Annotated in this window: 17 protein-coding genes; 5 read left to right on the top strand and 12 right to left on the bottom strand. The window is 55.8% G+C overall.

What is annotated here, in order from left to right; translation table 11 throughout:
- The first annotated feature begins 17 nt into the window (after nt 1-17).
- On the top strand, nt 18-659 hold the full coding sequence (locus tag CWS43_RS17370) for a hypothetical protein (protein ID WP_101078343.1): 642 nt from the start codon (nt 18-20) through the stop codon (nt 657-659).
- A gap of 106 nt (nt 660-765) precedes the next feature.
- On the opposite strand, the gene CWS43_RS17375 is transcribed toward CWS43_RS17370, so the two are convergent.
- Genes CWS43_RS17375 through phnF form a run of 10 tightly spaced genes read right to left on the bottom strand, consistent with a single transcriptional unit; the run spans nt 766 to nt 8,361 of the window.
- Nucleotides 766-1,404 carry a DapH/DapD/GlmU-related protein gene (locus tag CWS43_RS17375; protein WP_101078344.1) on the bottom strand — a complete coding sequence of 213 codons (639 nt, stop codon included), beginning with the start codon at nt 1,402-1,404 and terminating at the stop codon, nt 766-768.
- 8 nt (nt 1,405-1,412) lie between these two features.
- Nucleotides 1,413-1,988 (bottom strand): ribose 1,5-bisphosphokinase, encoded by a 576-nt coding sequence (gene phnN / locus CWS43_RS17380; RefSeq protein WP_101078345.1) that lies wholly within the window; start codon nt 1,986-1,988, stop codon nt 1,413-1,415.
- A gap of 11 nt (nt 1,989-1,999) precedes the next feature.
- Nucleotides 2,000-3,136, bottom strand: a complete 1,137-nt coding sequence (gene phnM, locus CWS43_RS17385; RefSeq protein WP_101078346.1) for an alpha-D-ribose 1-methylphosphonate 5-triphosphate diphosphatase — start codon at nt 3,134-3,136, stop codon at nt 2,000-2,002.
- Nucleotides 3,133-3,840, bottom strand: a complete 708-nt coding sequence (gene phnL, locus CWS43_RS17390; protein ID WP_101078347.1) for a phosphonate C-P lyase system protein PhnL — start codon at nt 3,838-3,840, stop codon at nt 3,133-3,135. The genes phnM and phnL overlap by 4 nt, the downstream gene beginning before the upstream one ends.
- Before the next feature lie 28 nt (nt 3,841-3,868).
- Nucleotides 3,869-4,660, bottom strand: a complete 792-nt coding sequence (gene phnK, locus CWS43_RS17395) for a phosphonate C-P lyase system protein PhnK (protein WP_101078348.1) — start codon at nt 4,658-4,660, stop codon at nt 3,869-3,871.
- Nucleotides 4,660-5,535 (bottom strand): alpha-D-ribose 1-methylphosphonate 5-phosphate C-P-lyase PhnJ, encoded by an 876-nt coding sequence (locus CWS43_RS17400; protein ID WP_101078349.1) that lies wholly within the window; start codon nt 5,533-5,535, stop codon nt 4,660-4,662. The genes phnK and CWS43_RS17400 overlap by 1 nt, the downstream gene beginning before the upstream one ends.
- Nucleotides 5,525-6,607 carry a carbon-phosphorus lyase complex subunit PhnI gene (locus tag CWS43_RS17405; RefSeq protein WP_101078350.1) on the bottom strand — a complete coding sequence of 361 codons (1,083 nt, stop codon included), beginning with the start codon at nt 6,605-6,607 and terminating at the stop codon, nt 5,525-5,527. Before CWS43_RS17405 ends, CWS43_RS17400 begins: the two co-directional genes overlap by 11 nt.
- On the bottom strand, nt 6,607-7,188 hold the full coding sequence (phnH, locus tag CWS43_RS17410; protein ID WP_101078351.1) for a phosphonate C-P lyase system protein PhnH: 582 nt from the start codon (nt 7,186-7,188) through the stop codon (nt 6,607-6,609). Before phnH ends, CWS43_RS17405 begins: the two co-directional genes overlap by 1 nt.
- Before the next feature lie 3 nt (nt 7,189-7,191).
- Nucleotides 7,192-7,635, bottom strand: coding sequence for a phosphonate C-P lyase system protein PhnG (gene phnG / locus CWS43_RS17415; protein WP_101078352.1), 444 nt, complete (start codon nt 7,633-7,635; stop codon nt 7,192-7,194).
- The gene (gene phnF, locus CWS43_RS17420; protein WP_101078353.1) at nt 7,636-8,361 is read right to left on the bottom strand and encodes a phosphonate metabolism transcriptional regulator PhnF; all 726 of its coding nucleotides are present in this window, start codon (nt 8,359-8,361) and stop codon (nt 7,636-7,638) included. It lies immediately after the preceding gene.
- Between the two features lie 320 nt (nt 8,362-8,681).
- Between phnF and CWS43_RS17425 the strand changes: the two genes are divergently transcribed.
- The 4 genes from CWS43_RS17425 to CWS43_RS17435 all read left to right on the top strand — a co-directional run bounded on the left by CWS43_RS17425 (nt 8,682) and on the right by CWS43_RS17435 (nt 9,909).
- Complete coding sequence (locus tag CWS43_RS17425; protein WP_232777051.1) at nt 8,682-9,014, top strand: type II toxin-antitoxin system RelE/ParE family toxin; 333 nt, start codon at nt 8,682-8,684, stop codon at nt 9,012-9,014.
- Entirely contained in the window at nt 9,011-9,298 is a 288-nt protein-coding gene (locus tag CWS43_RS17430; protein ID WP_101078355.1) for a helix-turn-helix domain-containing protein, read from the top strand. The genes CWS43_RS17425 and CWS43_RS17430 overlap by 4 nt, the downstream gene beginning before the upstream one ends.
- 134 nt (nt 9,299-9,432) lie before the next feature.
- Complete coding sequence (locus CWS43_RS27270) at nt 9,433-9,594, top strand: type II toxin-antitoxin system CcdA family antitoxin (protein ID WP_157825412.1); 162 nt, start codon at nt 9,433-9,435, stop codon at nt 9,592-9,594.
- Entirely contained in the window at nt 9,595-9,909 is a 315-nt protein-coding gene (locus CWS43_RS17435; protein WP_101078356.1) for a CcdB family protein, read from the top strand.
- A gap of 50 nt (nt 9,910-9,959) precedes the next feature.
- Here CWS43_RS17435 and nrdG read toward each other — a convergent pair whose 3' ends face one another.
- Together nrdG and nrdD are read right to left on the bottom strand one after the other, a co-directional pair.
- Nucleotides 9,960-10,424 carry an anaerobic ribonucleoside-triphosphate reductase-activating protein gene (nrdG, locus tag CWS43_RS17440; RefSeq protein WP_101078357.1) on the bottom strand — a complete coding sequence of 155 codons (465 nt, stop codon included), beginning with the start codon at nt 10,422-10,424 and terminating at the stop codon, nt 9,960-9,962.
- Between the two features lie 4 nt (nt 10,425-10,428).
- Nucleotides 10,429-12,567: an anaerobic ribonucleoside-triphosphate reductase gene (nrdD, locus tag CWS43_RS17445; protein ID WP_101078520.1), complete on the bottom strand. Its 2,139-nt coding sequence runs from the start codon at nt 12,565-12,567 to the stop codon at nt 10,429-10,431.
- Between the last annotated feature and the right edge of the window lie 181 nt (nt 12,568-12,748).

A 12,748-nucleotide genomic window follows, 5' to 3' on the forward strand; every position in this document is an offset into this window, starting at 1 on the left:
TTTTAAAAGGAAGTGATATGGCAAAAGTTCTTCTGCTGGGCGGCAGTGGTCTGATTGGGCGGGAGCTTTTAAGGTTGCTGCAACTTGATCCCCGTGTCAGCCGTATTGTTGCACCGAGCCGACATCCGTTATTGCCGGGTAATAAGCTGTTCAATCCGCTCGGCGCTAATCTGACCTCACTGGTTGTCGCGCTGGATGAGCCGATTGACTTACTGTTTTGCTGCCTGGGTACCACGCGAAAACAGGCGGGCAGTGCGCAGGCATTCCGGGCGGTGGATTACGATCTGGTGGTGGATTGTGCTAAAGCCGCGCGTGAGTTGGGTGCGCGCCATTGTCTGGCCGTCAGTGCTAATGGTGCGGATGCACGCTCGCGTTTCCTCTATAACCGGACCAAAGGTGAGATGGAGCTGGCGCTGATGCAACAGGGATGGCCGCTTCTCACGCTGGTGAGGCCATCGCTGCTGGTCGGTAAACGCCATCCGCCACGGTTGCTGGAACAACTGAGCGCGCCGCTGTTTAAACTGTTACCGGGGAAATGGAAAGCTATTGATTCAGATGTGGTGGCGAAAGCGTTGCAGGAACAGGCATTTAACGCCGGATTAGGCGGCATCACGGTGCTGGAATCCAATGAGATTGCCGCCAGTATTGAAGATCTTTAATTCGCGTGATCCGCTGAATGCGATCCTTATGATAAGCTATCAGCAAAAAACGCGAATTTTGCCCCTTCCCGGCAGGGCCGCTTAACGGCGGATCCTTTTGCCTGAATTACAGATATTTCTCTGCAAAAACCGGCAGATTACGAAAATCCGGCATCCTCTCTTTCAACGTTTCATGATCCCAGTTCCACCACTGACTCTTCTCGATCCTTTCAATCATGTTGTCATCAAAACGCACACCGATCTTTTTCGCGGCCACGCCCGCCACGATGGAATACGGTTCAACGTCTTTGGTCACCACGGCGGAAGTCCCGATCACCGCGCCATTCCCGACGCTGACGCCGGGCATGATGACGGCGTTATGGCCGATCCATACGTCGTTGCCGACGGTGACGTGATGTTCACGCCGCCAGTCAAAGAAATCCTGATCGTCTTCACCCAAACCGTACGCCGAACTGCGATAGGTAAAATGGTGCTGGGCGACACGCTGATAAGTGGGGTGATTGCCCGGATTGATCCGCACATAAGTGGCGATCGACACAAATTTGCCGATGGTTGCGTAGAAGATCTGATTGTTGCCTGCTGTATACGAATAATCGCCGATCTGCGTTTCTTCGATGATCGCATTGTCGGCAATATGCACATATTGCCCGAGCTGCGAGCGGTTAAGTTCGACCTGCTGACCGATTTTAGGGCGTGAATAATCCTGTTCGTCAGCTAAAGAAAATGGGTGAATAATGTCTGTCATAGTGTCGCTCATGATGAAGTGACGGGATAAATGCATGTGCTGACCGGCAATGAAAGAATGGCCAGCAGATGCGGTAACGTTTCCTGCAATGCGCCGTCATTGTTCAGCCGGTGACAATCGGCGGGCAGCGCATTTTCATACTCTCTGGCCCGCTGAAGGCGGCACGCTATTTGCTCCGCATTCTCGCGCCCACGTCGGGCCAGGCGTCCGGCCAGTACGTCGTCTGACACCTGCAGGCAGACCGGCAAAAGCCGCTGACCATAGCGCTGACGGGCTTTTTCCAGATGCGCGCGTGAGCCGTTTACCACCACATGACATCCAAGCTGCATCCAGCTGTCGATCTCAATTCCCACGCCGTAGCGGCACTGATGCGCGTGCCATTCCAGCGCAAATAATCCGTGCTGACGACGCTGAATAAATTCGGCTTCACTCAGCGCGATATGGTTCTCTGAACCCGCGTCAGCGGGGCGCGTAATGTAACGGTGCGCCACGGCAACATCCGCCGGTAAATGCTGGCGCAGCGCGTCCAGAAGACTGTCCTTTCCCGAACCTGAAGCACCCATCAGATAAAGTAAACGACTCATTTTTTCTCCGTTTAGAACACCTGAATGCCCTGACGCCAGACGTTTTGCACATAGTGATGATCGCCATGCGCACGTGCCAGAACCAGATCGGCGCGTTTGCCTTCGGCAATTTCACCGCGATCCTGCAAGCCCAGCGCATTGGCCGGATTTCGCGTCACCAGCTTCACGGCCTGCGGCAAACTGAAGGCATTGGTTTCATCATTGGCGATGCGGAAAACGGCATCCATCAGGCTGGCGGGATAATAGTCGGAGGACAAAATATCCAGCAGACCCAGTGACGCCAGTTTATGCGCCGCGACGTTGCCCGAATGCGAGCCGCCGCGCACGATATTCGGCGCGCCCATCAGCACCGCCAGCCCGCTGGCGTGCGAGGCGCGTGCCGCTTCTTCGGTGGTCGGGAATTCTGCAATCACGCTGCCGAGTGCCAGAGATTCTTCGACGTGCGCGGCAGTGGCGTCATCGTGGCTGGCCAGCGAAATATTGCGCTCGCGGCAATGGGCGGCAATCGCTTCACGGTTTGGCTGCGCCCAGCGGCGCGACAGGGCGATTTGCTCTTCCTGATACGCGTCCATCTGCTCGTCGTTCATGTGATATTTGCCCTGGTAATACTCGCGGTATTTCTGTGGCGTGGCGAACTGGCGCTGGCCCGGCGAGTGATCCATCAGGGAAACCAGTGAGAGAACTGACGTATCCATCAGCTTTTCAAACAGCGGCAACGTGGTGTCGTGCGGCAATTCGCAGCGCAGATGCAGACGGTGTTCAGCGCGGTTCAGCCCGGCGTTCTGGCTGTTGACGATGGCGTCGATCATCTTTTGCAAATTCTCCAGACGATGCCCGCCGTCGCGCACATCGCCTACGGCCACGGCGTCCAGCACCGTAGTGATCCCGCTCGCCACCATCAGCGCGTCGTGGCTGCTCATGGCGGAATGCGCCGGCCAGTCCACTTTCGGGCGCGGCGTGAAAAACTTGTCGAGGTTATCCGTGTGCAGCTCGATTAATCCCGGCAGCAACCAGCCGCCCTGAGCGTCCAGCGCCTGCGGCAACTGACTGCGCGTGTCGGCAAAAGCCGTGATCACGCCGTTGTGCATCTCCAGCGAGCCTTCGGCGACCTGATCGTCGAGAACCAGTTTGACGTTGTTGATGATCATGCGGACATCTCCGGGGCAGTTTCAGGGCTCATTTCATACAGGCGATCGGCGACGCGTTCGCGGACATCTTCGTCATGGAAAATCCCGACCACGGCGGCTCCGCGGGCTTTCGCCTGCTCAATCAGTGTGACGACGGCGGCGCGGTTAGTAGCGTCCAGCGAGGCGGTCGGCTCATCGAGCAGCAGAACCGGATAATCGACCACGAAGCCGCGTGCGATATTCACGCGCTGCTGTTCGCCGCCCGAAAATGTTGATGGCGCGAGATGCCACAGACGTTCCGGCACATTCAGATGGCGCAGCAATGCGCTGGCGCGGGCTTCGCTTTGTGCTTTATCCACGCCCAGTTCCAGCAGCGGCTGCATCACCAGATTCAGCGCGCTGATACGCGGGATCACGCGCAGAAACTGGCTGACCCAGCCGACGGTATGACGGCGCACGGACAGAATGTCGCGCGCTTCGGCGCTGACCATATCGATTTGCTGGCCCTGATGTTCGACCCAGATTTTGCCGCTGTCCGGCAGGTAATTACCGTACAGCGAGCGCAGTAACGTAGATTTCCCGCTGCCGGAATGGCCGTGCAGCACCACGCATTCTCCGGCTTTCACCTCCAGACTGGCGTTGCTGAACACCGGCAACCGCACGCCGTGCTGATTGTGTAACACAAAAGTTTTACTGAGATTTTCGACCCTGAGCTTCGTCGTCATTTTGGTCACTCTTTCTCTGGAATAAGGGTTAAGACAACACGGAGGACACGAGCAACTGCGTATACGGATGATGTGGATCGTCGAGCACGCGGTCGGTTAAACCACTTTCCACCACCTGACCCTGTTTCATCACCAGCAGACGGTGCGCCAGCAGGCGCGCGACGCCCAGATCATGGGTCACAATCACCACCGCCAGTTGCATCTCCACCACCAGCGTGCGCAGCAAATCCAGCAACCGCGCCTGCACCGATACATCAAGGCCGCCGGTCGGTTCATCCATAAACACCAGACGGGGATGCGTCACCAGATTGCGGGCGATTTGCAGACGTTGCTGCATTCCGCCGGAAAACGTGGTCGGCAGGTCATCAATGCGCGACACCGGGATCTCGACATCTTCCAGCCACTGGCTGGCTTTCTGGCGGATATTGCCGTAATGACGCTCACCGACCGCCATCAGGCGCTCGCCGATATTGCCCCCGGCGGAAACCTGGCGGCGCAGGCCGTCCATAGGATGCTGATGTACCACGCCCCAGTCGGTGCGAAGCAGGCGACGGCGGTCACTTTCCGGCATGTCATACAAAGACTGCGCGGGCGTCTGGCCGTTGTTATAAATGACGTTGCCCTGCTGCGGCGCGAGGCGGGCTGAAATCGACTGCAACAGCGTGGTTTTGCCGGAGCCGGATTCGCCGACAATACCCAGCACTTCGCCCGGATACAGATTGAAAGACACATCGCTGAAGCCTTTTCCCGGTGCATACAGATGGGTCAGATTGTTCACCGACAACAGCGGCGCGGCGGCGAGATTTAATGGAGTGGTCATCAGCGGTTAACCTCGTTGGAAGCCTGTTGCTCAACCTGCTGAGCACAAAAATCGGTATCTGAGCACACGAACATCCGGTTGCCCACATCGTCGAGCACCACTTCGTCGAGATAGCTGTGGTGTGAACCGCAAATGGCGCAGGGTTCATCCCACTGCTGCACGGTGAACGGGTGATCGTCGAAGTCCAGACTTTCCACTTTGGTGAACGGCGGCAGGGCGTAAATACGTTTTTCGCGCCCGGCACCAAACAGCTGCAAAGCCGGCATCATGTTCATTTTCGGGTTATCAAATTTCGGGATCGGCGACGGATCCATCACGTAGCGATCGTTCACTTTCACCGGATACGCATAGGTCGTGGCGATATGGCCGAAGCGCGCGATGTCTTCATACAGTTTCACCTGCATCACGCCGTACTCTTCCAGTGCATGCATTTTGCGGGTCTCGGTTTCGCGCGGTTCGATAAAGCGCAGCGGTTCGGGGATCGGCACCTGAAAAATCAGGATCTGATCTTCCTGCAATGGCGTTTCCGGAATGCGGTGACGCGTCTGGATCAGGCTGGCATCTACGGTTTTCTCGGTGGTTTTCACCCCGGCGACGCTCTGGAAAAACTTGCGGATCGACACGGCATTGGTGGTGTCGTCAGCGCCCTGATCAATCACTTTCAGCACATCTTTTTCGCCGATCACACTGGCGGTCAGCTGGATCCCGCCGGTGCCCCAGCCGTAAGGCATCGGCATTTCGCGGCCTGCAAACGGAACCTGATATCCGGGGATCGCCACGGCTTTCAGGATCCCGCGGCGGATCATGCGTTTGGTTTGCTCGTCGAGATAACCGTGGTTATAACCGGTGAGCGTCTGAGCAGCATTATTGTTCATGGGCTGAGTCCTGTTCTTTCGCAGCGCGCAGGCGCTTGAGCAATTCCAGTTCGGCCTGGAAATCGACGTAGTGCGGCAGCTTGAGGTGCGAAACGAAACCCGCCGCCTCGACGTTGTCTGCGTGAGATAAAACGAATTCTTCGTCCTGCGCCGGGCTGCTGATTTGCTCGCCGTATTCACGGGTTTGCAGCGCACGGTCGACCAGCGACATCGACATGGCCTTGCGTTCGGCGCGGCCAAACACCAGCCCGTAACCCCGGGTGAAATGCGGCGGTTTGTCTTCGGGCGCGACAAAGCCGTTCACCATCTCGCATTCGGTCAGCAGGATTTCGCCGATATCAATCGCAAAGCCCAGCTCTTCCGGCACGATTTCTACGGTCAGCCAGCCGGTACGGATTTCACCGGCAAACGGATGCGTACGGCCATATCCGCGCTGTGTGGAATAACTCAGCGACAGCAGAAAACCTTCGTCGCCGCGCACCAGTTGTTGCAATCTGGCTGCGCGCGAGGCCGGATAGACCGGCGGCGTGCGGGTGATATCTTCCGGCTCAGTGCCGTCGTCCTGTTCCTCAACCGCCAGCTGTTGTTGCGTCAGCAGGTCAAAAACGTGCCCGCAATTTTCCGCCTGAGGTTCGTCGGAGATAGGTGTAAACGGCGCTTCGCCTTCCGCCAGCAGGGCAAAATCCAGCAAACGGTGGGTGTAATCGTATGTCGGCCCCAGTACCTGACCGCCCGGCAAATCCTTATAGATGGCGGAAATACGACGTTCCAGGCGCATCGCTTTGGTGTTCAGCGGTTCGCTGGTCGCCAGACGCGGCAACGTCGTGCGATAAGCGCGCAGCAGGAAAATGGCTTCCACCAGATCGCCGCCGGACTGTTTAATCGCCAGTGCGGCCAGCTCGCGGTCGTAGATCCCGCCTTCGCTCATCACGCGATCGACCGCCAGACCCAGCTGTTGCTCAATCTGTTCGCAGCCGAGTTCATTCACATCAGTGTCGCCACGGCGTTCGTGCGCCAGCAGCTGATGGGCGGCGGCAATCGCCTTCTCACCCCCTTTAACGGCGACGTACATCAGCACACCTCCACGCGCGTGGTGCGCGGTACGGCAATCAGTTCTTCGCCGCAGGTGAACATAAAGTCCAGGCCGAGCGGGAAACGGTGAGGGCGGTTGAGCAGGTAATCGCGAACCGCGTCCGGCAACTGTGGCGAAATCGTCCGGCTGCTCTCAATGCCCGGCCCGCGCAGGCGCAGTGGAGCACCACCAGTCAGGCCATCAAGCTGAACGATAACGCTGGTTGCCAGTTCCGGCGACATTTCATCACCGCACGGGAAAGCCAGTAACGTGGCGTTATCGAGTGCCGGATCCGCCAGCGCAAAACTGACGGCAGAAGGATCGTCGGTCAGCACCGCGCCGGTATGAAAGCGCAGGTTTTTTCGCAAGATTTCATCGTTGAGTGAAGCGCTCAACCATAACGGGGTGTCCTGATCGATAAGCGTCAGCAATACGCAGGCGCTGGCAGAACCCAGCGCGCCGAAACCGGGCATCGCGGGCAACTGCACGCTGACGCCGGGTTCGCTTAACGCTTTGAGAATACGACGGAAACTGTATTGCGCATCGGCAACCGGATTTTGAAAACTGGCAACAAGTGACATGAATTATTCTCCGCGAACCAGGGTAAAGAAATCGACACGGCTGGCAGCCACCTCACGGGCGCGCTGCTGGCGACGTTCCTGTTGCAGCGCAGCCAGCGGGGCAATCACGCGCTTGTGCAGCAATTCGTCCATGCCTTGCATTTGCAGCAACGCATCGAGCACGGCACACAGTTCGGCGTGGGCTTTATTGCGGCCGCTGACATAGCTGTAGCCGTAAATACCGCCGTCCATCTGCACGACGGCGCGGGTGACGGTCATGTCGCCCATCACAAAACGTTTTCCGGTGCCGCCCATGCGGCCCTGAAGTTGCGTCAGGCCGGTTTCGGCGGCGCGGATGCGTTCAAATTGCGGAGACAGATTCAGCGGTTGCCAGTGTGCGAGCAGTTCATCCGGGCGGCTGTGGGCCAGCACCGACATCCAGCGCTGGCGGGTTTGCAGGTGATCCATTCAGTGCTCCATCGTCAGTTCAATCATGTCTGCACGCGTCAGGCTGACGGAGTATTCCGCCACCTGATCGCTGCCTTCACAAATGTTCAGGGTGCGCACACACAGCAGCGGAGCCTGTGGCACGATTTCGAGTAATTTGCTTTCTTTCGCCAGCGCCCGGCGGGCGTTGATGCGGGTGGTGCGGCGGCTGAGCTTTTGCTTAATCTCTTCGCGGATAAAATCGTGCAGCGAGCCGTTATGGAAGTTTTGCAGCGCAGGCCACCAGTCGAGATCCGGTAAATAGTGATCAATCACGCAGACCGGCACACCGTTGACGCGGCGCAGCGTGCGCAGATGAATAACGGTGTCGCCTTCCTGACGCGATAACGCCGCAGCGACATGCTCGGTGGCCGGACGCAGTACCGCCAACAGACGTTCGCTGGTCGGGTGGCTGCCCTGATCCAGCAAGTTCTGGCTAAAGCGTGCCTGCGAATGCAGCGGGTAATCGTAAGGCCGCATCAGCACCAGCGTGCCAATACCCTGACGACGTTGCAGCCAGCCGCGATCGACCAGCTCATCTACTGCACGGCGCAGCGTGTGGCGGTTAACCTGAAAACGTTCTGCAAGTTGCTGTTCTGGTGGCAGATAGTCGCCGCAGCGATAACCATTACGCAGTTCCTGTTCCAGTTCGGCAGCGATTTGCTGATAAACCGTGGTGTGACTGGTCGGATGTCTAGATAAGTTCATCACAATGAATACCTCGCACGGGATAAACGGGCAGTGGATTCTTGACAGAGAAAAGAAGGGGACATGATGCAAACCTCAATTCGGCGTTGGCATCATCTTGGCGAAGTTTAGTGACAGTTGGGTGAACGGTGGGTTGCAGGAAAGTGAAGAGTTGGAAGATGTCTCGCAGGAATTACCTGTGAGGATTTACGGGAAAATATAAGGCAATTACATTCCAGACACGGCGGGATCAGGTCGCTGGAGTAGCCTGATGAAATGACTGAATGTGATTACCATATCTTATTTTATATAAAATTTTGTATAATATTTACAAGGAAGTCATAATGAAAAAAATCGCCTTCGCGGGCAGTAGTCTTGCTGATTTGCGGGGATTACCACTCAGCGTCCGGCAAGACATAGGCTATCAACTTGAGCTTGTGCAGAAGGGGAAAATGCCGTTTGACTGGAAACCTATGCCAGCCATTGGCACCGGGGTCAGAGAGGTCAGGGTTAAGGATCCCGCAGGGATATTTCGCGTGATTTATCTGGCTAAATTAGAAGAGGCCATTTACGTGTTGCATTGTTTCCAGAAGAAATCTCAGACGACAAGTCATCAGGATATTGAACTGGCAAAGCAGCGATACAAAACCCTGATAAAGGAGTATTCGCAATGATTGAAGAGTTTGACAGCGTATGGGATGCCATTGAAGACACCCCGGAACGGGCTGAAAACATGAAAGTGCGCTCTAAATTGATGAGGGTTCTCACCGCGCATATCGAAAATAACAAAATGACACAGGCCCAGGCTGCGAAGTTTTTCGGAGTAACGCAGCCGCGGATATCGGATCTTGTCCGGGGAAAAATCTCGGTTTTCAGTATCGATATGCTGGTCAATATGCTGGCAAGTGCTGAGCTGCGCATCTCGAATATCGAAATCAACGGTATCGCGGTTGCCTGAACACGCGTCAGGGAACGCAAGAGTTGGAAGATGTCTCTCAGGAATACACATCGGCGGTTTACGGCGTGAAAACGGAGGAATACACTGTTCCTAGTTGTTTGTTTTTTATACTAAAACATGTAAAAGGAACTGTTATGTCTAAAGGAAATAAGAAGGATTTTAAAGTGTCTGCGGAGCACCCCGTTGAGGAAACCGCGGGTGAAAAATGGAAACGGGAGAATAAAGCGGGGCTTGAAGCTATTAAAAAGTATGTGGAAAAGCATGGGACTCTGACTCATCCTCCGCGGAAATTATAAATGGAGCAGTACGCTATTTATGAAAATAAAGGCAGTAAGAAGCGCGCTTATCCTTATCTGCTTAATGTTCTTCACCCCCTCGCAAGTGGGTATGGCGATACGGTAATGGTACCGCTGGTTCCTCTGGCGAAGATGAGTATTTATCCACCCAAAAGATTGTGCCCATTACTTAAAGTTCAGCATAAGCACTATGTATTAATGACCCATATTCCTGGTGGTATCCCGCCATCGGAAATCGGTGTGTGGATAAAACAGCTCGACGGTGAAATCTATGAAGTGAAAAACGCGTTTGATTTTTTGCTGAATGGAATTTAGAGAAAAGAGGGGGAGTGATTTCCCCTCTGTAAGCTTTCATCTCAGGCGCTTTACCGTAAGTAATGAATCACCTGATTCCCGCTGCCGCGCCAGATCAGCGACGGGTCTTTCAGTTCCTGCACAAATTTTCCGTCCACCAGCACATTGATCAGTGCCACTACGTCCTGCTGTTCTGGTGTCAGCTCCCCGAGCGTGTAGCCAGTCCACATCCACACGTCTTTGCCGGGGCATTCTGCCTGTACGCGCAGCAACAGCTTGCGTACGGCAGACAGATTTTGCGGATGCAGCGGGTCGCCGCCGGAGAGTGTGAGCCCCTGGCGGGGAATAACCGTGTTTTGCAGGTCAGCGATAATCCGGTCTTCGTCTTCCGGCGTGAACGGCTTGCCGGAATCCACGCGCCAGGTACTTTTGTTATAGCAACCGCGGCATTCGTGGACGCAGCCGGAAACGAACAGTACGCAGCGCGTTCCGGGTCCGTTGACCACATCCACTGAGTAATATTGATGAAAATTCACAACATTAACCCAGTTGCCCGTTACCCAAATGCTTCACACGGCGCTTCACTTCTTCCTGTTTACCGGCGTTAAACGGACGCGCATCCGGGCTGCCGAGATAACCGCAAACGCGGCGGGTGACTGACACGCGTGAAGGCTCGTGGTTGCCGCATTTCGGGCAGGTGAAGCCTTTGCTGGTGCACTCGAATTCACCGGTGTAGCCGCAGTCGTAGCACTCATCAATCGGCGTATTCGTGCCGTAATAAGGAACGCGGGTGTAGCTGTAATCCCACACGTCTTCCAGCGCTTTCAGGTTGTGTTGCAGGTTCGGGTACTCGCCGTAGCAGATGAAACCGCCGTTGCTCAGTGGCGGATATGGCGCTTCGAAGTCGAGTTTTTCATACGGATTCACCTTCTTCTCCACGTCCAGATGGAAGCTGTTGGTGTAATAGCCTTTATCAGTGACGCCAGCGACCAGGCCGAATTCGGCTTTATCGAGGCGGCAGAAACGGTCGCACAGGTTTTCGCTTGGCGTGCTGTACAGGCTGAATCCGTAGCCGGTTTCGTCTTTCCAGCTTTCCGTGGCGGCTTTCAGTCGGGCAACAATCGCCTCCGCTTTTTCACGCAGCTGGCTGGCGTCGAAGACGTGGGTCTGGTTGCCGAACAGTGCATTAATGGTTTCATGCACGCCGATATAACCCAGAGAAATCGATGCGCGGCCATTTTTGAAGATACCGGAAATATCGTCGTCGGCTTTCAGACGCACGCCGCACGCCCCTTCCATATACAGAATCGGTGCGACGCGCGCTTTGATGCCTTCGAGGCGGGCAATGCGCGTCATCAGGGCTTTTTTCGCCAGCAGTAAACGTTCGTCGAGCAGGCTCCAGAACGTCGCTTCATCCTGTCTGGCTTCCAGCGCGATGCGCGGCAGGTTCAGGCTGATCACGCCGATGTTGTTACGGCCTTCATGGATCATCTCGCCGTTTTCTTCATAAACGCCCAGGAAGCTGCGGCAGCCCATCGGCGTTTTGAACGAGCCGGTGACTTTGACCACCTGATCGTAATTCAGAATGTCCGGGTACATGCGTTTGCTGGCACATTCGAGCGCCAGTTGCTTGATGTCGTAATTCGCGTCACCGGCTTTATGGTTCAGGCCGTCGCGGATAGCAAACACCAGTTTCGGGAACACGGCGGTTTTGCGGTTTTTGCCGAGCCCTGCAATGCGGTTGCGCAGAATAGATTGCTGGATCAGGCGTGATTCCCAGGTCGTCCCGAGGCCGAAGCCGAAGGTGACAAACGGCGTCTGGCCGTTGGCGGTGTGCAGCGTGTTGACTTCATATTCCAGCGACTGGAAGGCGTCGTAACACTCTTTTTCGGTGCGGCTGTGCGCAAAGGCTTCGACGTCAGCGACCTGCCATTCCTGCGCGATGGCGCGGTGTTTTTCAAAGCTGGACGTGACGAACGGTGCCAGTACTTCGTCGATGCGGTTAATGGTGGTGCCGCCGTAAATGTGGCTGGCGACCTGCGCGATGATTTGCGCGGTGACCGCCGTGGCGGTAGAAATTGACTTCGGCGTGTCAATTTCGGCATTCCCCATTTTGAAACCGTGATTCAGCATGCCTTTCAGGTCAATCAGCATACAGTTGAACATCGGGAAGAACGGCGAGTAATCCAGATCGTGGTAATGGATTTCACCGCGCTCATGCGCCAGCACCACGTCCCGCGGCAAAATGTGTTGTTTGGCGTAATGCTTGGCGACGATACCGGCCAGCAAATCGCGCTGAGTCGGGATCACTTTACTGTCTTTGTTGGCGTTTTCGTTGAGCAGCGCCATATTGCTTTGCTCAACCAGACCGCGGATTTCCTGATTCAGGCGGCCACGCATTTCGCGTTTTACGTCGCGGTCATGGCGGTATTCGATATAAGCGCGCGCCAGTTTTTTATGCGGGCCAGCCATCAGCTGGTTTTCAACGGCGTCCTGGATTTCATGGATATCGACGCGGGCCTGGTCTTGCAGATTTTCAGCGACAATGCGGGCAACCTGTTCACAGTAACCGACGCTGTCGATACCGGCGGCAGCGGCGGCGCGTTGCACCGCTTGTTTGATCAGAACTTCATCGAAAGGGACCTGACAACCATCCCGCTTGATCACGATGGGTTGCATTTTGTTATTGGATTTTGCGGGTACGGATTCCAGTCTGTCTGCCTTCACAATGACACTCCTTTTACGCTCATTCCCGCGCCCCGCAAGGCCTGGAGGCCGGTTGTGGGGGTTTTGCGAGAAATCGCTACATATTGGGTTGGGTGTGTACTATACACACTAGATGTAGGATCTGCGCGAGCGT

Source organism: Rahnella sp. AA, assembly GCF_002834385.1.
Classification (GTDB): domain Bacteria; phylum Pseudomonadota; class Gammaproteobacteria; order Enterobacterales; family Enterobacteriaceae; genus Rahnella.